The organism is Spirosoma aerolatum, from assembly GCF_002056795.1.
GTDB lineage: Bacteria > Bacteroidota > Bacteroidia > Cytophagales > Spirosomataceae > Spirosoma > Spirosoma aerolatum.
The window spans coordinates 4,068,346-4,087,607 of record NZ_CP020104.1; the positions used below are offsets into that span (position 1 = coordinate 4,068,346).

A 19,262-nucleotide genomic window follows, 5' to 3' on the forward strand; every position below is an offset into this window, starting at 1 on the left:
TCATATATCCTACATCATATATCATACATCATACTTGCTTTATGGGTAGGATCAGGATAAAACTGGCACCCTCATCGACTCGGCTACGGGCTGAAATCAGACCATGATGTTTATCTATATTCTTTTTTGCGATGGCCAGTCCAATGCCGGTTCCTTCAAAGGCGGTTCGATTGTGTAGTCGCTGAAAAATAATGAAGATGCGTTTCAGGAATCTCTCATCAAACCCAATGCCATTATCGGTAAACGTAATTCGGCAAAAGGGTCCCTCGGGCGATGGGTCTGCGTCGATATCTTTTGTTGCCACCCGCTCTGACCGAATATGAATGATGGGTGGCTGGTCGGGTTTTGTAAACTTGAGCGCATTACTCAGTAAATTTTGAAAAACCTGCCGGAGCCGCATCGGAATCGCATCCAGCACAGGCAGGGGATCAATGAAAATTGTGGCACCTTTCCGATTGATCTGGTCATCAAAGTCAAGCAAAAGCTCCTGAATCAACCCATTCAGATCGGTCGACTGAAACGGTTCCGGTTCCGAAAGCTGGGAATACGTAAGCAGGTCTTTAATCAATTCAGCCATCCGGGCCGACGATCGAATCGACCGATCCAGGTACAGCACGGCTTCGGGGTTATCTTTCAGGAACCGCTCCCGGATAGTGTCGTTCAGTAACTGAATTTTTCGTAATGGCTCTTTCAGGTCATGCGAAACTACCCAGGTAAACTGTTGTAGTTCATGATTGGTCTGCTCCAGTTCGGTATTTTTCAGTAGCAGTTCACTCGTTCGCAGATTGACCTGTTGTTCCAGCAATTCGGCGGTCTGTTTCTGTGGATGAATATCGGTAAACGTGCCAATCCAACGAACCCGGCCGCCATCACGCACAATGGGAATAATACGTAAAAGATGGTAGCGATAGGATTCCATTCCTAGTTCCTGCAACCGGACTTCACGTGTAAATTCTTCCCCCTGCTCCAATGCCTGATGCCAGTCATTACAAACGCTTGCGTCGTCGGGATGCATCGTTGGGAAGGTATTTGCATCAGCCGAATAGCGAAACCAGTGCTCGTTTACATATTCTATAATGCCATCGGGTTTAATCGTAAACGCCATCTGGGGCAAGGAAGCCAGTACAGCCTGTAACTCCTGCATACGCTTGGCAAGCTCTTCCTGCGCCTGCTTACGTACATTAACTTCTTTGCGAAGCGAATCCTGAGCAGCCCGTAATTCGTGCTGTTGCTGATAGAGTTTATCCAGCGTTTTCACTTTCAGAACCAGAATATCTGGATCTACGGGCTTAGTGAGGTAGTCTATTCCCCCCGATGTATAGCCTTTGGTGATAAATCGCTTTTCGGTATTGACTGCCGAAAGAAAGATAATAGACGAATCGCGTGCTTTACTAAAGCCAGAGATAGCATTAGCCACCTCAAAGCCATCCATACCGGGCATCTGCACATCCAGAATGATGACGGAGTAGTCGGTTTTCAGTATCTTTTTAAGGGCTTCTTCACCCGATTCGGCGGTGTCGACCGAAAAACGATGCAGTTCCAGAATTTTTTTCAGGGGAATTATATTCTCTGGCCTGTCATCAACGATAAGAATCATGAAAGTTTACTGGTTAAAACGCTGAGGCTAAGCAACATTCAAAACAAGTATATACACTAGATTTAAAATATTACAAACCCACCCTACCCAATGATTGTTTCGAAAATTGTCGGTGAAGATAGAACAGGGAAGGCCGTGCTTCCAAATTCATTTAGCGTATGCCCCCAAAGTGAACGATCATCCGTAAACGAGCACCCTATTAGTAGTCAGACCCTTACAAATCGGTTAATTACAACTTCTCTTCAGCAACCACTCCCTCACTAGTAAGAGCTGAGGCTAACCTTGCTCTGACAAACTGGTTTTACCACAGAATTCATCCCTCCCATCATCACAGGTAGTCTCTAGTACATGGAAACCAAACATCCGAACACGAGTTTTTCGGCCAGCCGTCCCGAAACGGCAGTTGGCTCCGAAGAAGAAAATCTACTTCCCCGTGCGGTTCTTCGGCCTAATAATTACGTACTGCTCGATGGAGACTGGCAGTTTGCGCTGGACCCCGAGGATCGTGGCCTAGTCGACCAATGGTATGTGGGGCATCATTTCGACGGAATAGCGCACTGGCCCGGTTCAATTGAAGATCATTTGGCGCAGGCCAAAGGCTTAAGTCTTCCGGCCTCCTGGAATGATAAGGTCATAGCCTGGTATGAACGTGAATTCACGTTGCCTACCCGAACCGAGCCCCATTCCCGCTCCATGATTCAATTGACGTTTGGTGCCTGTGGGTATGAAACCCGAGTGTGGCTTAACGGCTTTTTATTACGCACCATCGAAAATGAAGACATACACTTTGGCGAGTATACGTCTTTTTCTTACGAATTGCCGGAAGAACACCTTCGCACAAACAACCGCCTGACGGTTCGGATTGCCGATACGCTGGATGCCGAAATTCCACGGGGTAAACAGGAGTCGCATGTGTATAAGCGCGGGGGAATCTGGTATCAAACCTACACGGGTGCCGTACGTAGTATCTGGCTGGAAACCGTCGAACGGAATCGCTTGCGCTCACGAGTTGGTGTAGTGAGTGAAGTAGAAGATCGGCTGGTCCGATTCAGTATTACCACCCGCATTCATGATCCGGGCGATTATCGGGTACGCCTGGCCGTTTACGACCTGCAAGCCACCGAGCCAATGGCCAGCGCCGAATTTCCTTTGCGGCTCGAAGCTGGTCAGAAACAACAACGGCTGGTACTGGATATAGAAGGTGCCGAGTTATGGTCACCCGCTTCTCCCCGACGTTATAAATTGATTGCCCAACTGATTGACTCCGACGGCTATGTTGCTCAGATTGAAAGCCTGTTTGGTCTCCGCAAGATTGAGGCCCGAGGCCGAAAGATTTACTTAAACAACGAATCGATTTACCTGGATGGAATTCTGTACCAACCCGGCACAGCCACCTACGAGGAGATGAAGCAGCATATGCTGGCCATGAAAGAACTGGGTTGTAATCTGGTCCGGGTGCACATTGCCGGAGTTGACCCGCGCATTTATAACCTGGCCGACAAACTGGGGCTTTTACTGTGGGTGGAAGTCCCCAGTCCACATAGTTCAACGGCTCGAAGCCGCCAGAACCACCGGGCCGAACTGCTCCGCATGGTGTCACTTATCAGTTCACATCCGTCGGTGGTGATCTGGAGTCTTTACAATGAGGATTGGGGGGCTCAGGATATAGCCAGCAATGCCGAAACCCGGCAATACATCATGGACATGTACCATTACATGAAGCTGGCTTATCCACAATACCTTATCGTCGATAATGATGGCTGGCATCATATTTCGTTTGAAGGCCGACTAAAGTCGGACCTGTTGACGGCGCACCTGTATACACCCGACCTGACGGACTGGCGGACTCTGCTTGATCGGCTCAGTGCCGGTGAACTTACCGGGGTGGCCGCCTTTCCACTGGTGGTTGGCGACCCGTTTTTTTACCGTCGACAGGTGCCCTTACTGGTGAGTGAATGGGGTGGCTTCGGCTTTGTGAACTACGGTGGCCCGGCTACCTCCAGCGATCGGGCAGAGACCATCCGGCTCTTTAAGCAGGCCTTACAACAGTATCCGATCGCAGGCGATATTTATACCCAGGCCACCAATATCGAGGAGGAACAGAATGGATTGATGGATGTAAAAACAGGCGATTTATGGGTACCCCCTGGCCTGCTCCGGTCAGCCCCTAAGCCGGAGTCGGAGTAAGCTCCCGCGGGTTAAATGGGCATAGTAAATCGCTGACAAACACTCGTAGCAGCAGCTTACCGAACGCTTGTATAAATCCTCCCTTTGCTCCCTACCCAAATGGCGTGATTTGGGTTGACCGTTAGCTGTTCTAGCCACCGAAACAGCTTTCCCGTCCCCAGGCATCACCATAATTTGGATCAGATCGGTTGATACGAAATTTGACGACTAGCTCCACGCTATATGAATCAACTCAGTTCAGCCGTTTCCAGTTCTTCCTGTTTAATCGTCGAATAGGGAACGGCGCTCAACCGATGACGTACGAGCAATAAACGCCGTCGGGATATGGGGAGTCGGGTCTGATTGCTCATGATCAGATACGAGGGTAACCGCTGGTTAGTTTCCTTCTTTAAAGAACACCCGCTTGACCCGCTCGCTAATCCCTGTCAGGATTTCGTAGGGAATCGTTTCGATAGACCGGGCAAGGTCGGTAATAGGGAGTTCAACACCAAAGATCGTGACCTCATCGCCTTCGTTTGCCTGCGCCTTCGTTACGTCGATCATGGTCATATCCATACACACATTGCCAACCGTTGGGCAGCGGGTGCCGTTCACCCACACTTCTCCCCTTCCATTGCCCAGCCGTCGGTCAAATCCGTCGGCATAACCAATGGCAATAGTGGCAATCCGGGCATCGTGATCCAGTACGCCACGTCGGCTATACCCGATTGACTCGCCCGCCCGCACGGTTTTGATCTGACTAATTACCGACCGCAACGTTCCCACGGTCTGCAAGGCCGATTGATCGATACCACTTGCTTCAACCCCGTACAGGCCAATGCCCAGCCGTATCATATCCAGCCGATAATCGGGGAAGCGAACAATGCCTGCTGAATTGAGCAGATGGCGGGTCGGTCGATAGCCCAATTCGGCTTCCAGGGCGTTGGTACAGCGCAAAAAGGTTTCGTATTGCTGCTTTGAAAACGAATTGAACTGGGCATCGTCCGACCCTACTAAATGACTGAATACGGTGGCCACCCGCATGGCCGGATGTTGCCGAATATACTGGGCAACGATGGGTATCTCCTCCTCCAGAAACCCAAGTCGGTGCATTCCTGTGTCGATTTTCAGGTGCAGGGAGCCGGGAGCCAGGCGCCGGGCGGGGACAGTTTTAGACAGTATTTCATGTTCTTGGCTCCTGGTTTCCGGTTCCACGCTCCTGCCTACAAAAGCGCCCCACTCCCGCAACAGACGCATACTGTAGATTTCGGGTTCAAGCTGGTATTCGAGCAAAGTTGAAAAGGTTTCGGGAGCCGGATTCATGACCATTATGGGTAGATGTACGCCATGTTGCCGGAGTGTTACGCCTTCATCGGCATAGGCTACGCCGAGGTAATCGACCCGGTGAAACTGAAGCAGTTGGGCCACTTCTGCACTACCGCTACCATACGCAAACGCCTTTACCATAACCATAATTTTCGTATCGGCCCCTACCTTTTCCCGATAATAATTCAGGTTATGCGTTAAGGCATCCAGATTTATTTGAAGCACAGTTCCATGTACTTTCCGCTCCAGCCGGGCTACGATTCGTTCGAACGAGAACGGTCTGGCTCCTTTTACCAATACAGTGCTGTCGCGCAGGTTATAAAAGGGAAACTGATTCAGAAATGCTTCCGTATCTGGGTAAAACAGGCTATTATCGGAAAAAAAGTGTGCGTTTCGGCTCACCACAGGACCAATACCAACAAATTGAGCGATATCGTGAATCTGCATCAGATTCCCAACCAGTGCATAGAGTTCATCCTCTGGTTGGCCCGACTGCAATACATCCGACAAAATAACCACCCGGCGATCACGTGGATTTTGCTGATTCAGAAAACGAAGGGCCAGTTTTAGCCCGGCTACGTCATTGTTGTATGAGTCGTCGATCAGGATGCTGTTGTTGATGCCCTCTTTCTGCTCCAGACGCATCGACACGGGCCGGAGTCGATTTAGACGGCTTTGTAGTTCATCGGTCGACCAGGGCCGCAACACTAGCATCGTAACCAGACAATGAATCAGGTTTTCGACCGAAGCCGGATCAGTAAACGGTAATTTCAGCGGATAGGTCTGTCCATCTTTTGTCAACCGTAACTGATCCCCCTGAACAGCTACCTGGCAGATCGCTTTACGCCCCGTCAACGACCAGGTAATCAGCCGCATATCTGGATTAACAGCCTTGAGAAGCAGGTTTATCTCCTCGTCAATTTCCGTATAATCAGTCGAATAGATCAGGGTATCGGCATGGATAAACAGCCGAAGTTTCTCGGCTATTTTCTGTTTCCGGGTTCGGAACCCTTCATCATGTGCCGTTCCGACATTGGTAAAGATGCCAATCGTTGGGTGGATAATGGCTTCCAGCGCCTTCATTTCGTGCGCTTTGGAAATCCCCGCTTCAAAAATACCGATGGTATGATTGTCGGCCAATTCATGCACCGACAGGGGTACACCCAGCTGGGAGTTATAACTCTTGGGACTTTTGGCAACGACAAACCCCCGATTCGATGCACTACCTTCCAGCAATTGAGCCAGCCACTCTTTCACGATGGTTTTGCCGTTGCTGCCCGTTATGCCGATAATGGGTATATGAAACTGCCGTCGATGTTCGGCTGCCAGCGTTTGTATTGTTTGCAGACTGCTATCCACCTCCACAAACGTTGCATCAGTGTACGCGAGCCATTCGGCCCGGCGCTCCGGTGTCAATGCCGACCGCTCGACGACAAACTGACGAATACCCTTCCGGTACAACTCACCGATGTAATCATGCCCGTTGTGATGTTCGCCCTGGATCGCAAAAAACACAGCATCTTCAGTGTTGCCCGTCACCTGCCGCGAATCGGTCAGCCACTGTTTATTGGTTAATTGAAATAACTTCGTTTTCATACTTTTTACTACTTCTCCATCATCCGGCCGAGCCAAATCAGCCTATGCATTTCAACAAAAGACGACCGAATGACGATCAATGAACTCAAAATAACTAGTACCTACATCCAGCCTCGGCGTCGGAAATAGACGATCATACCTACTGTTACAGCTCCCATTACCCCCCACACCACAAAATAGCCATTCTTCGTGTGTAGCTCAGGTATGTTGTCAAAATTCATCCCATACACGCCTACAATGAACGTCAGGGGCATAAAAATCGCTGAAAAAATAGTCAGTGTTTTCATGACTGAGTTCATGCGATTACTGACGATGGAGTAATACACATCCATCATGCCCGAAATCAGTTCGCGGTACGAATCCAGGGTTTCAATGACCTGGTTCATGTGGTCGGCCAGGTCGCGCAGATAGGGTAATGTATTATGCTGAATCAGGTCTGACTCTTCCCGCAGCAAGGTATTGACAATATCCCGTACGGGGTAGATGGTCCGCCGAATAACCGAAAGTTCGCGTTTGAGCGTGTACAGAAAAGCCAATGTTTGCTGCGTAACCCGCTCCTGCACAAGCTGTTCCTCCAGTTCGTCCATTTTTTCCCCAATCCGTTCGGTAATCAGAAAATAATGGTCAACGATTACGTCCATCAGTGCATAGAGCAGGTAATCGGCCCCGTTACGACGGGTTTTGCCAGACGAGGCTTTGATCCGGTTGATGACCGGTTCAAAAATGTCTTTGGTTCGTTCTTCCTGAAACGAAATCAGGTAATTTTTGCCCAGCACCAGACTCACATGTTCGACATCGATTTCCTGCTTTTGCCGACTATGGTGCAGCATCTTAATCGTCACAAATACAACCGGGCTGACTGGACTATTCAGTTTTACTCCATCGCTGGTTTGCTTGTCACCATTGCCATCGCCGTTCGCAGACTGTGCATCGTAGGTATCGATTTTAGGTTTCTGATCGGTGTTCAGTACATCTTCAAGCAACAAGGGATGCAAATGATACTGATGCCCCAACGCGGCCACGACCTTAGGCTCATGAATGCCGTCAACATCGATCCAGTTTACATAAGGCGTTGACAAACCCGGCAGTCGACAGGCGCTTAGCTTGCTGCGTTCATCGATCTGATAGTCAGTAGCATTGTATTCGATCCGCTTAATTTTGGTCGCGTGTTCAATGTCAACGCCCACATAGGTAAGCGTTCCCGGTGATGTGCCCAGCAGTTTCTCCGCTGAGCGGTTGCGTCGACGTTTCGACATAGATTATTCAGACAGCCACCCCAACGGTCAGCTTTATTTTGGTGTCAAAGATAAACCAACTACTCGCTGCGTTGTCAACTGTTCAAAAAATCGTATCTTACCTGTATGTTCCGCCTGGTTCTACTCCTCTTTTTAGGCCCTTTGCTCTTCTTCGCTTGTAGCAGCGGGCAAACGGCCTTACGCCACGGTCATTACGATCTGGCCGTGAAACGAGCCTCGTATCGGCTTCAACAAGGCTCCGGCCTGACGAAACGAGGTCATCGACTGGCCGCTGATGTGATCAAACAGGCGTTTGTTCGGGCGTATGAAGCGCATCAGTCTGCCATCAGGAAGCTGTCGACGACGGGCGATACCGATTCGTTCCGCTGGGAAAAGGTCTTCCGGGAATATGAGCAACTTCAGTCCCTGACCGACAATGCCCGTCGTGCCTATGATTCATCCTGTACGACCTGTGCCGACTGGCTGGCCTCCTATCCCGCTTCGTATCAGGACCGCCAGCAGGATACGCGCCAACTAGCAGCCGCCGACCGCTATGACGTAGCCGAACAGGCGTTTGCTTACCGGGAAGAGAATCGATTAGCCGCTAAAGATGCGTACCAGAATTACCTGAAAGCCATCGACTGGGTGCCTGACTATCGCCAGGCAAAGGCCAAAGCAGCCGAAGCCTTCGAGTTTGCAATTCTTCGGGTTGTTGTTGAACCACTAGGCCCCACGCGCGAACTGGATCGATCGGACAATCAGGAATTACAGTCCTTAATCTTGCGAAAGATTCGCCAGAACACGAGGCCGTCGACCTTCGTGCGACTGTATCCAATAGAAGGAACGAGCGGAGAACCCATTTTGGGCGATGGTTTCCCAATCCATCAGGCGGTGCAGATGCAGGTAACCGATTATATGCCGTATCGCGAAGCCGTCACCTCATCGTCGGCCACCGTGTATAGCAACCAGTTGTATAAAGTGGGCGAGAAAAAAATCAACGACTCGACCAAAGTTGACATCATGCAGAAAGTCAGCGGAACGTTAACAACCTACCTACGAACGATTACCGCTGGCCTTACACTACAGATGCGTGTCATCGATACGCAGACGGGAAAGGTGATCTGGGATGACCCCATAAGTGAAAGCCAGAGCTGGCAAACGGAATGGCAGACGTTTACGGGCGACAATCGGGCACTGAATGGAGAGTCGTTGAAATCGGCGAGCCTCTTATCCCCTTCCCGATGGCAACTCTACAGCAACATGCGCGACGAGTTGGTCGACGATGTTGTCCGCCGATTACGCACTCATTACCAGCGAGACTGATTGCGCTACCCGGTCTCATCATTCTTCTTTTGTCAGCGTAGCGGTCTGGTTACGAATGTGGTTCAGCGTATAATCCAGAATCCGGTCTCTCTGCTGTAGTATATCCTCGATCGTAGGTTCTACCAGGTGATCGGGAATTATCCCGCGATCGGTGTATGGATAGCCCGAAACGTTAGCCATATTGAAGCCAAACATACCGATGCCCAGATCAATTTTTGAATTCGGCAACTGCGTAATGGCGAATATCCCACTGCTGTTTACTTTATACCCTCCCCCGCTCTCCTGCCCAATAAATACAGCCCGTTTGTCGGCATGGATTCGGGCCGACAGTTCAGTGGTGACGGAAAAACTGTTTCCATTGAGCAGAACATACAGTTTTCCAGCGTAGGCATCCGCTTTGGGTTTGGTTGTTCGTAATCCCCGATGGTGGGTAAATACGTAGCCATCACTTCGTTTCTTAACCACAATGAATCTGGCCATCCGGTAGAGTTTCGAGGACCAGGCCGGAAATGAGAATCGTTTCTTCTGGCGGACACGGATATGATCGTAGTACCGAAACGGCTGACTGGCCAGATAACTATACAGTTCGACACCCCACGACTCCTCTCCGCCTTCGTTGTTGCGCAGGTCGAGCACCAGATGCTGCACACCCTGCCGCTTGATTTCGTGAAACGACTCGCTCAAAAACTGCCGGAAGTTCTGCTCGTTTTTTTCACTCCAGAATCGTTCGATGGTCATTACGGCCGTCCGTTCGCCAGAAAATGTCAGGCGAAAGGGTTTCTGAGTCTTGTCTTTGTGTTGCTCGGCATACGTCTTTATGGTTTGTTCAGTAACAGGAGCCAGGGTGACGGTTTTCGTTTGTGTGCCTGACTGATAAGCGACCTCAAACCTGTCGGGCGCACCAATAAACGTGGCATAATAGCCTGAGAAATAATGATTCAGATCTTCCAGCTTACCGCCTATCCGGTCGCCGTCGGCAAACGTCATGTTTGGTAAAAGCGCTTGAATAATAGTCGCCATTGACTTTCCATTGATCGAAATTACTTCCGCTCCGCCCGGAACCGACTCTGTGCTGTAATTTCCCACGACCCAGGCTTTATCCCCCAGAAAATAGAGTCTGAGGGGAAACAACTTATCCGTTGCAAACGGATAATGTTCATCCCGGCCCGACACAATCCATTTGATGTGTCCATCGCGCAGCGCGACCAGCAACGGAACCATCGTCACATAAAAAGCCTGCTGCGTCATGGGCCTGTTCAGTTGAGCAGCAGTGACTGCAAATAGGGAGTCGAAACGAGGCTTTGGCGTATAGCGATACATTTCGGGATGCGCTTCGGCCAGGGCTGTACGAAAACGGGCAAAATCCGTCTGGAGCTGTTCGGGGCTAAGTAATTGCGCCAGCACAGGTAGACGGAACAGGACGATGAATAGGCTGACAGGCAGGATTCGGTTCATGAGTAGTTGTGTTTAATAATGGCACAAAACTGGCCGAAAACCGTCTCTCCAAAAAGGGGGCCACTACCGAAAAGCTTATTTTGCAGACCGAATCGTCGGTTTCATTCCCCCAACCACCGCTTCAATTCTCCGGCCTTATCCCGACTAACCACAACCTCGTCTTCGTAGGCTGGCACCAGGCTAACCTTAAGCTTTCCATTGAAATACAGATGTACTTTATCAACCGCGTCAAGGGCGGCTATTACTTGCCGATTGAGCCTGAAAAAATGCTGCGGATCGAGCATTTGGGCTAGTTCGTCGATAGTATAATCAACGAGCCATTCATGGTTGTCGCGGGTTTTCAGAAACGATAGTTTATTCCGGCTGAAAACGTAGGCGATCTCATTGACACGGACAGAAAACAGCCGCTGCCCCTGCTTAATCAGGAAGCGATCCCGGAAGGATACAGGCTGTGAACGGGGGACTGCATAGCCCTCTATGGCTGGCGTTTCAACTGCCTGCCTGAACTGGTGAAGCAGATTAACCAGGGACGTTTCCAACGCAGAATCACGACCCGGCTGAGCAGGTAAGCGCAACGTCTGCCGCAATCCCTGTAGCTTGGTCAGCGCCTGCCGCACATCCTCCTCTTTAATCGGTTTGAGCAGATAATCGATACTATTGAGTTTGAAGGCTTTAATGGCATATTCGTCATAAGCCGTCGTAAAAATGACCGGGCTGGTTATAGCTACCTGATTGAGTATCTCGAAACTCTGCCCGTCGGCTAGTTCAATATCCATAAAAATCAGGTCTGGCTGTGGGTTGGCACGTAACCACGCTACCGATTCATCCACACTTCCGGTTATGCCCACCACGCTCAAGGCAGCGTCAATTTCGAGCAGTAATCGCTGAAGTTTTCGGGCCGTTGGCTCTTCGTCTTCAATGATGAGTATAGTCATGGCGTGCTTCCTGAATAAGTGGAATGGTGACCTGAAAACAATCGTCGGACTGGCTGATCACCACCTCCGGTTGCCCCAACAGCCGGTATTTCGTGATTATATTGGAAAGACCTGTCCGGTTCGACGGAACCATATTCTGTTTTCTACGAACGCTGTTTCTGACAATGAGCAGGCCCTGTTCGTCGGTAAAGATCTGAATCAACAACGGTTTGGTCGGCAACGCGACGTTGTGCTTCACTGCATTTTCGACCAATAACTGCAACGTCAGAGGTGGGATCAGCAAGGTGTTGAATCGGTCTTCGATGCGCACAGTCAGTTCAACACTACGACCGAAACGCATTTGCAGCAGGTGAAAATAAGCCCGGATAAACTGAAGTTCGGTAGCCAGTGTTGTGAGTAGATGGTCGTTCGTTTGCAACACATACCGATACACCGAAGCCAGCTCTTCGATGAACCGCTCGGCCTGCTTCGGGTTTTCAACCACCAGCGATGAGAGCGTGCTGAGGCTATTAAACAGAAAATGCGGATTGATCTGGGCTTTCAACGAATCGAGCTGGCTCTGGAGGGCCTCTTTCTTCAGTTGCTCGGCTTCGTAATAGGTCACCCACCATTGCCGATACAGATAACGGGCTTCATAAATTGTTGCCAGCGGCACTACAAATAGTAACGGAATCAGGGTGTTGACCCAATAAGCCCGCTCCGACATCGGATAGCCCCAGAACTGGGTTCGGTCGTAAACATACACAAGGGCGAGTCGCTGAATGATCATGGTAACCACAAACCAGCTCACCTGTACTGCAATGCGAGGTGTTGTCTGATTCAGCCGGGGGTATCGGTCACGAGCCAGTAGAATCCCCAGTCGGGCTACTTCCCACACCAGCACACATTCGCCCAGGCTCACCCCCAACGCTAGTCCACGACTAATATGCCGGGCATCGTTGTCGGGCTGAAAAAAGATAAAGTTCGAGACGATTGAAATGAGCGGTACGCCGACCAGACGCAACCACCGATCGTTCAGTTTTTCCATCACCTGTAAATATCTTTCAACTGACTTTACGGTGAAAGAAAACGCTGCTGAACGGTTGAGAAATGCACCCAGACCGTCGTTTTTTTACGCTTCAACCAGCCCCAGGCCTTATCTTTGTCTACTGAAGTTCACGACGATTTATCCACTCCATCCGGCTATGCAACCGATCGAATCCGCCATTCTTGCCCACCTTTCTCTGGACCCCACCATGGCCCGACTGATTGCAGAGACCCCAAATCCCAAGATTTTCAATGATTATGCCGACGATGTGTATCTGGCCCTGCTGGAAAGTATTGTGTCGCAACAGATTTCGGTGAAAGCGGCCGATGCTATTTTTGCGCGGTTCCGTGCCCTATTTCCAGACAATTACCCACGGGCCGATTGGCTGCTTCAGAAAACAACGGAGGAATTACGTAGTGCCGGGTTATCGGCCCAGAAAATCAAGTACCTGCAAAGTGTTGCCGAGTTTTCACGGGTTCATTCGCTGACCCGAACCCATCTGGAGACCATGACCGACGAGGAGATTGTCCAGTATTTAGTACCGATCAACGGTGTCGGACGATGGACAGTAGAGATGCTGCTGATGTTTGTGCTGGATCGGCCCGATGTGTTTCCGATTGATGACCTGGTGATTCGGCAGCGGATGCTTCTGGCCTACCCCGAACAAACACAGGGTCTTACTGGCCGGGCTCTATACAAGGTACTGCACGAAATTGCAGACTCCTGGCGCCCCTACCGCACCACAGCGAGCCGGTATCTGTGGCGCTGGAAGCCCATTAAATAGAACACGGATTCGTAAGATGATTAAGATCTGTGCAAATCATAATCATCTTACGAATCCGTGTTCTATAAAATCTAGCTTGATTTTACTATTTCACTCGCAACGCGGTTGAATCGAACATGCCCATGAGGGAGCCTTTCAGGTGATCATCGTCCACTTTATCGAGGTTCACGTTTATATCCATTCCCTGCGCTACGAAGTAGAGGGTCAGTTTATTGGCTTCCTCTTCAATTTTGGTAATGGGGATCGCTTCGGGCCGTTTGCCGGTTGGGTCTTTTAGTTCGCCGGTCAATTTACCATCTTTTCTGATAAGTTCGGTTACCAGTTTAGCATCGCCATCGGGTGTACCGAACACCGTAATTTCCCATTTACCCGCAAAGAAATCGGTGGGTGGGGTTGCCTGCGAAAAGCCCTTCACGGAAATGAACAGAAAGAAAAGGAACAGGATTGTGCTTACTTTTTTCATCATTAAACTTGATTAGCTATGAAACGGATTTAGGATTTATTGTGCACTCGAATTAAGAACAGCTTCAACACCCATCACAACCATAAGGCTGCCCGACGCTTTCGACGGATTGACAAACACCAGATACACATCATGGGGCTTATTGTCGGCGGGAGCGGGCAGCTTGACCGGAACGCTCAATTGGTTGGGTTTGAAATCCATCTTGTCAGAAGGCTCCATCATGACCGACTCGCCAATGAGTTTGCCCGTTGGGCTATCGAGGTGTGCTTCAACCTTACCGCCGAGTGCATTGAGTTGAGGTTTCGGTGCCATGGCCATAACCCGGAATTCCGATACACCCGCCAGATCGACCTGTTTGATACCCATATATGCACCCGATTTGGAAGGAATAGCGAGGTTATTGCCTCCATACGACATTTTATTAACGTTATCATAGGTATCGAACCCGTGGGCATCCATCATGGCATTGCGCAGCATAAATGTCTGTTCAGACCGCAGCGATGGCAGTCCTTTGGCTCCCTTATCTTCATAAGATGCCCGAACGATATACACACCTTTGCCCTTGTCGCCTGCCGGGATTTTCGCCGTGTAGTTTCCTTTGGCTGGCAATGCGTTGGTAGCAGGCCCGCTCGACAGACTCAGCACATACTTGACCATTTCAGAAGCATCAGCGGCAGAGAGTTGTGGGTGCGCCGACATGGGCGTTTCACCCCACACGCCAGCCCCACCGGCAATCACTTTTTTCGTCAGTCGCTCCAGGGCCGAGTTATCGCCTTTGTACTTTTTCGCTACGTCAGCATAAGCCGGTCCAATCGACTTCTTGTTAATACTATGACAAGCCTTACAATCGCTGCCTTCGATTAGTTTTTTACCCGTCGCCAGCAAGGCCCCTGCATCGGCCGAACGATGCCCCTGCGCAATGGCTACCTTGTCGAACCCTTCGGGCAGGTAATCGATATTGACAGCTACCTGCTCAGGGTCAATCCCTTTGCCTAACGTACCATCTTCTTTGTCGCTCACCTTCACGTCGTAAGCAAAGGGTTTATTAGGCACAAAGAACGACTTATTGGCCCCTGGCATATCCAGACTCAGTACGGGAGCTTCGTTCCCGACCGTAATATCCATCGACTGCGTAGCAACTCCGCCTTTGCCATCGTTAACCGTCAGAGTAGCTTTATAGACACCAGGTTTAGCCAGTGTCAGGTTCGCATCGGGCGTATTGACTACTTTGCTGAAGCCATTTTTCGAAGCCACTTTCCAGGTATAGGTCAGTGCATCGCCATCGGCATCTTCTGTCCCTTTTGCGTTCAGTTTTAAGGCCAGTGGAGCCGATCCGCCCATTTTGTTGGCTGCCATCTGTAACTGAGGTTTGCGGTTACCCCCGTTGTATTCAATCCGAATCAGTCGGGCGTCGTCGTTAGCGCTGAACCAGCCCGAACCATATTCAAGCATATAGAGGTCACCGTTATCGGCAAATTCCATATCCATCGGATTGCTGAATTTATAGCTGGGCATAAACCGTTCCATTGCAACGTAGTTGCCATCCTTATCCATCGTGACGGCCATAATCCAGCCCCGCATCCAGTCGTAAGTAATTAGCTTCTTGTCATAATACGCTGGAAAGGCGTGGGGAGCGGCTTTGAAATCGTCACGGTAAAAAACAGGCCCGGCCATTGCATTCCGGCCACCAGCACCCACGAGCGGAAACTCAGGCGAGGCATCATACGGATACCAGATAAAGGCTTTCTGTGCGGGAGGCAACACCTTTAAGCCGGTATTATTGGGCGAGTTATTGGTTGGGGCATTCACATCCCATTTTTCACCCGACGTGTTCGTTGCGAAATCAAATTTGTTGTAGGCTTTATTGTCGCCGACGAAATGTGGCCAGCCGAAGTTACCCGCTTTCCGAGCCTGACCCACCTCATCGTGCCCGGCAGGACCCCGGTTCGGATCGGGTTTGGCAGCATCGGGGCCCACTTCACCCCAGTACAGATACCCCGTTTTCTGGTCAACCGAAATTCGGAAAGGGTTGCGGTGGCCCATGGTGTAAATTTCAGGGCGAGTTTGGGCTGTGCCTTTCGGAAACAGGTTCCCATCGGGAATGGTGTAGGTACCATTGGCTTCGGGATGAATACGGATGATTTTACCCCGCAGGTCGTTCGTATTGGCCGATGACTTCTGAGCATCCCAGGGGCCACGTCCTTCGCGCTCATCGCTGGGGCTGTATCCGTTCGATGCGTGCGGATTCGTATTATCGCCCGTCGACAGGTATAGGTTTCCGGCTTTATCCCAGGCAATCGAGCCACCCGTATGGCAACACTCTTCACGCTGGGTAGGCACATCGAGCAATACTTTCTTCGACGACATGTCCAGTTCATCCCCTTTTAGTTCAAAGCGAGCCAGTATGTTCTTTGCTTCTTCGGGAACAGAGTAATACAGGTAAATCCAGTGGTTCTGCGCGAAATTAGGGTCTTTGTTCAAGCCCAACAGACCATCTTCCCCCATCGACTCCTTCCCTTCCTTGCTGACGTATTTAATACTGACCGGAATTTTGGCGATCGTTTTCAGCTCTTTGGTTTTGGTGTTGTACAAACGTACCTCGCCTTTGCGCTGGATGAACAGAATCCGTCCGTCGCCCAGTACGCTCAGTTCCATAGGCTCATCCAATTTTTCGGCCAGAATTACTTTGGCAAAACGGTTCTCTTCCGGGCGCGCTTTGGCAAAATTCAACGGTTTCGGAGTATCGCCACCCGTTGTATACTGAATGCCCGACCAGAGGTGATTCAGGAAAAGCGGCTCCGAAAATGTTTCGTCGGTATGGCCCATCGCCGTATAGAAAGCGCGGCCACCGTCGAACTCCTGGTACCAGCTCATGGGGTGATTATCACCATTTTTACCCCCCTGGTAGGTTTTTTCGTCGATTTTAAGCACGACGTTGATTTTGGGGGAGATGTTTTTGAAGCTATAGAATTCGTCTGTCCGCTCAAACTCATCCGGCATTCCTTTAGTGGCCCAGTGGTTTTTCAGTACGACAAGGAACTTCCCTTTCTGCACATTATTAGGCATGGGGTGATCCAGAAAATACGCCCCCGCCAGACTCCCGTACCAGGGCCATTCATACTCGGTGTCGGTAGCCGCGTGAATCCCTACATAGCCGCCCCCCGCCTGAATATACCGTTCGAAAGCACTTTGCTGCTCGTTGTTGAGCACATCCCCAGTCGTATTCAGAAACACGACCGTATTGTATTTTTTCAGATTGGCTTCACTGAATTGCGACGCATCTTCTGTAAAACTGACACCGAAACCTTTTTCTCCGGCCATTTTTGCCAGGGCCTTTTTGCCCGCTTCGATAGACTGGTGCCGAAAAGCCGCCGTCTTGCTAAAGACGAGCAGGTTGAGTTTGGGCGTCTGTGCCCATAGATGGCTTGTACATACCAGCATAAACGCCTGTACAAAAACCAGCCTGGCCATGCTAACTAGCTGTTTCATAAAGTATTGAAGTTAAAATCACTGAATAATCGAACGAGTCAAAAATGACCCTGGCGCTGCTGGTTGGCCCACTGCAAGGCCGTTTCCAGAAGCTTCACAAAATTTTCGTTTTGCCAGGCAATTTCGTTGTGCCCCATTGACGTATAGAACGTACGGCCTTTGCCCGTCGGCTTGTACCAGGCCACAGGGTGGTCTTTGCCCATGCCAAAGTTTTTCGAGGTCATAAACAGCATATTCCCACTTGGGTTGATGGTTTCCCCATTAATGGTATAAATGATGTTGAAACCTTTTTTGCGGGGGTTTTCAAAAAAGACATACCATTCGTCTGTATGCGCCCATTTTTGAGGCAACTGACTGAACAGACTGTCTTTCTGCGGATCGAGGAGAACATCCGCCAGCTGAAACTGAGGGTTGAGTGGGTGATGCGAAAATTTAGCCCCCAGCAAATGCTGCTCGTACCAATCCCAATGATGGGAGTCGTCGCCCGCGCCGTGAATTCCCATTAGGCTACCGCCATTTTCCACATATTGCTCCAGGGCTCGTTTCTGCTCATCGTTAATCACTTCTCCGGTCGAGTTGTTGAAAATCACCGTACTGAACTTTGCCAGTTGCGCGGGATTAAACACGCCCCCCTCTTCCGTATCGTAGACGAACCAGTTGTTTTTTTCGGCCAATGCTTTTATGACAGGCCTGGATGCCTCTATAGACGCACCATGACGAAAGCCTGTGGTTTTTGAGAACAGTAAAATGGCGGGTTTATCGGCCGGAAACGTAATTTGCGGGACTTCCGTCTCGTACGATACCGGGAAGCCATTTTTTACTTTGTAGATAAAAACACCGACGGCAATGCCTAACAGGACAATGAGGCCCAAAACGACCCCCGCAATGATTTTAACCACCTTCTTCATAAATCCGGCTTTTGTCAGGGTTCTTTGCGCTTTGATATCAAGTGAGTTCGCGCTCGCCTTAGCAAAGATATGGAATAAGTTTTTTTATTGTCTAAAAAATAGACAATAAATTTTTCATTATTTTGTCTTTACAGAATACCATTATTATGCAAAGTCCTCGCTAACACCACTACTCATGAAATTATTTGACGAAGAATCCTTCATGCATCAACTCTCCATCGACTGTGTCATATTTGGCTATAAAGACGCCGAGTTAAAGGTGCTGATTTCCCGAATCAACATGAAACAATCGTTCTGGGCGTTGCCCGGCGGATTTATCAGGCATGAAGAAGGCATCGATCAGGCTGCCAAGCGGATTCTGGAAGAACGTACCGGACTAAAAGATATTTATCTGGAGCAATACCATGTGTTTGGAGAACCGAACCGCATAAATCACGAGGTTTTCAAAGGGCTCACTACCTTACGAGAAGAATGGGTTAACAAAGGGATTCTGGATGAATCGGGCATTCAGTGGCTGGCCAAACGATTTGTTTCGATTGGCTACTACGCTCTGGTTGACATCAACACGACGCATCCTCAGAAATCGGAGCTGGACGATTCGGTAGACTGGTACAACGTCAAGGAGTTGCCAACCATGATTATGGACCACAACGACATGGTGGCGCAGGCTCTGGAAACACTACGCCTAAACCTTGATCGAAAATTAATCGCGTTTAATCTGCTTCCCGAAACCTTCACGATGAGAGAGGTTCAGGAACTGTATGAAGCCATTTTCGACCAGCCGTTTGCCCGTAATAATTTCCAGAAAAAGATCCTGGATATGAATGTACTGGAACGGCTGGAGAAGAAGTTTACGGGTGCCGCCAACAAAGCCCCCTATCTGTACCGATTCCAGAAGTAATTTACCCAACGCCTGTGATGTCCCTGAATCGTAATCATTGGACTAAGTTAATGCCCG

Annotated in this window: 14 protein-coding genes; 4 read left to right on the forward strand and 10 right to left on the reverse strand. The window is 49.9% G+C overall.

Translation table 11 applies throughout. From position 1 onward, the window contains the following. Positions 1-28: 28 nt before the first annotated feature. Entirely contained in the window at positions 29-1,597 is a 1,569-nt protein-coding gene (locus tag B5M13_RS16375) for a sensor histidine kinase (RefSeq protein ID WP_080056685.1), read from the reverse strand. 348 nt (positions 1,598-1,945) lie between these two features. On the opposite strand from B5M13_RS16375, the gene B5M13_RS16380 reads away from it, so the two are divergent. After that, the gene (locus B5M13_RS16380; protein WP_080056686.1) at positions 1,946-3,784 is read left to right on the forward strand and encodes a glycoside hydrolase family 2 protein; all 1,839 of its coding nucleotides are present in this window, start codon (positions 1,946-1,948) and stop codon (positions 3,782-3,784) included. A gap of 227 nt (positions 3,785-4,011) precedes the next feature. Here the strand turns inward: B5M13_RS16380 and B5M13_RS34445 are convergent, their stop codons facing one another. The 3 genes from B5M13_RS34445 to corA form a co-directional block, all read right to left on the reverse strand. After that, positions 4,012-4,134, reverse strand: a complete 123-nt coding sequence (locus tag B5M13_RS34445; protein ID WP_262508046.1) for a hypothetical protein — start codon at positions 4,132-4,134, stop codon at positions 4,012-4,014. Between the two features lie 25 nt (positions 4,135-4,159). Further along, on the reverse strand, positions 4,160-6,685 hold the full coding sequence (locus B5M13_RS16385) for a bifunctional UDP-N-acetylmuramoyl-tripeptide:D-alanyl-D-alanine ligase/alanine racemase (RefSeq protein ID WP_080056687.1): 2,526 nt from the start codon (positions 6,683-6,685) through the stop codon (positions 4,160-4,162). 101 nt (positions 6,686-6,786) lie between these two features. After that, entirely contained in the window at positions 6,787-7,941 is a 1,155-nt protein-coding gene (corA, locus tag B5M13_RS16390; protein WP_080056688.1) for a magnesium/cobalt transporter CorA, read from the reverse strand. Between the two features lie 105 nt (positions 7,942-8,046). Here corA and B5M13_RS16395 point away from each other — a divergent pair, with 105 nt between their 5' ends. Beyond that, a complete protein-coding gene (locus tag B5M13_RS16395) occupies positions 8,047-9,243 on the forward strand; it encodes a hypothetical protein (protein ID WP_080056689.1) in 1,197 nt (398 codons plus the stop codon). 18 nt (positions 9,244-9,261) lie between these two features. Here the strand turns inward: B5M13_RS16395 and B5M13_RS16400 are convergent, their stop codons facing one another. The 3 genes from B5M13_RS16400 to B5M13_RS16410 form a co-directional block, all read right to left on the reverse strand. After that, on the reverse strand, positions 9,262-10,698 hold the full coding sequence (locus B5M13_RS16400; RefSeq protein ID WP_080056690.1) for a S41 family peptidase: 1,437 nt from the start codon (positions 10,696-10,698) through the stop codon (positions 9,262-9,264). Between the two features lie 101 nt (positions 10,699-10,799). Next, positions 10,800-11,633, reverse strand: a complete 834-nt coding sequence (locus B5M13_RS16405; RefSeq protein ID WP_080056691.1) for a LytR/AlgR family response regulator transcription factor — start codon at positions 11,631-11,633, stop codon at positions 10,800-10,802. Further along, positions 11,614-12,660 (reverse strand): sensor histidine kinase, encoded by a 1,047-nt coding sequence (locus B5M13_RS16410; protein ID WP_080056692.1) that lies wholly within the window; start codon positions 12,658-12,660, stop codon positions 11,614-11,616. The genes B5M13_RS16405 and B5M13_RS16410 overlap by 20 nt, the downstream gene beginning before the upstream one ends. Before the next feature lie 157 nt (positions 12,661-12,817). On the opposite strand from B5M13_RS16410, the gene B5M13_RS16415 reads away from it, so the two are divergent. After that, entirely contained in the window at positions 12,818-13,444 is a 627-nt protein-coding gene (locus B5M13_RS16415) for a DNA-3-methyladenine glycosylase family protein (protein WP_080056693.1), read from the forward strand. 85 nt (positions 13,445-13,529) lie between these two features. On the opposite strand, the gene B5M13_RS16420 is transcribed toward B5M13_RS16415, so the two are convergent. From B5M13_RS16420 to B5M13_RS16430, 3 genes are read right to left on the reverse strand one after another with little or no spacing between them, the layout of a single operon-like run. Continuing rightward, on the reverse strand, positions 13,530-13,907 hold the full coding sequence (locus B5M13_RS16420) for a hypothetical protein (RefSeq protein ID WP_080056694.1): 378 nt from the start codon (positions 13,905-13,907) through the stop codon (positions 13,530-13,532). Positions 13,908-13,943: 36 nt separating this feature from the next. Next, entirely contained in the window at positions 13,944-17,396 is a 3,453-nt protein-coding gene (locus B5M13_RS16425; protein ID WP_080056695.1) for a ThuA domain-containing protein, read from the reverse strand. A gap of 38 nt (positions 17,397-17,434) precedes the next feature. Beyond that, a complete protein-coding gene (locus B5M13_RS16430; RefSeq protein WP_080056696.1) occupies positions 17,435-18,304 on the reverse strand; it encodes a ThuA domain-containing protein in 870 nt (289 codons plus the stop codon). Between the two features lie 175 nt (positions 18,305-18,479). On the opposite strand from B5M13_RS16430, the gene B5M13_RS16435 reads away from it, so the two are divergent. Further along, the gene (locus tag B5M13_RS16435; RefSeq protein ID WP_080056697.1) at positions 18,480-19,205 is read left to right on the forward strand and encodes an NUDIX hydrolase; all 726 of its coding nucleotides are present in this window, start codon (positions 18,480-18,482) and stop codon (positions 19,203-19,205) included. The last annotated feature ends 57 nt before the right edge of the window (positions 19,206-19,262 follow it).

Bases quoted from the DNA above. Each gene is read 5' to 3' on its own strand.
- B5M13_RS16400 (WP_080056690.1), bottom strand. From the start codon at position 10,698: ATGAACCGAATCCTGCCTGTCAGCCTATTCATCGTCCTGTTCCGTCTA.
- B5M13_RS16385 (WP_080056687.1), bottom strand. From the start codon at position 6,685: ATGAAAACGAAGTTATTTCAATTAACCAATAAACAGTGGCTGACCGAT.
- B5M13_RS16405 (WP_080056691.1), bottom strand. From the start codon at position 11,633: ATGACTATACTCATCATTGAAGACGAAGAGCCAACGGCCCGAAAACTT.
- B5M13_RS16415 (WP_080056693.1), top strand. From the start codon at position 12,818: ATGCAACCGATCGAATCCGCCATTCTTGCCCACCTTTCTCTGGACCCC.
- B5M13_RS16380 (WP_080056686.1), top strand. From the start codon at position 1,946: ATGGAAACCAAACATCCGAACACGAGTTTTTCGGCCAGCCGTCCCGAA.
- B5M13_RS16395 (WP_080056689.1), top strand. From the start codon at position 8,047: ATGTTCCGCCTGGTTCTACTCCTCTTTTTAGGCCCTTTGCTCTTCTTC.
- B5M13_RS16410 (WP_080056692.1), bottom strand. From the start codon at position 12,660: ATGGAAAAACTGAACGATCGGTGGTTGCGTCTGGTCGGCGTACCGCTC.
- B5M13_RS34445 (WP_262508046.1), bottom strand. From the start codon at position 4,134: ATGAGCAATCAGACCCGACTCCCCATATCCCGACGGCGTTTATTGCTC.
- B5M13_RS16430 (WP_080056696.1), bottom strand. From the start codon at position 18,304: ATGAAGAAGGTGGTTAAAATCATTGCGGGGGTCGTTTTGGGCCTCATT.
- B5M13_RS16435 (WP_080056697.1), top strand. From the start codon at position 18,480: ATGAAATTATTTGACGAAGAATCCTTCATGCATCAACTCTCCATCGAC.
- corA (WP_080056688.1), bottom strand. From the start codon at position 7,941: ATGTCGAAACGTCGACGCAACCGCTCAGCGGAGAAACTGCTGGGCACA.
- B5M13_RS16375 (WP_080056685.1), bottom strand. From the start codon at position 1,597: ATGATTCTTATCGTTGATGACAGGCCAGAGAATATAATTCCCCTGAAA.
- B5M13_RS16420 (WP_080056694.1), bottom strand. From the start codon at position 13,907: ATGAAAAAAGTAAGCACAATCCTGTTCCTTTTCTTTCTGTTCATTTCC.
- B5M13_RS16425 (WP_080056695.1), bottom strand. From the start codon at position 17,396: ATGAAACAGCTAGTTAGCATGGCCAGGCTGGTTTTTGTACAGGCGTTT.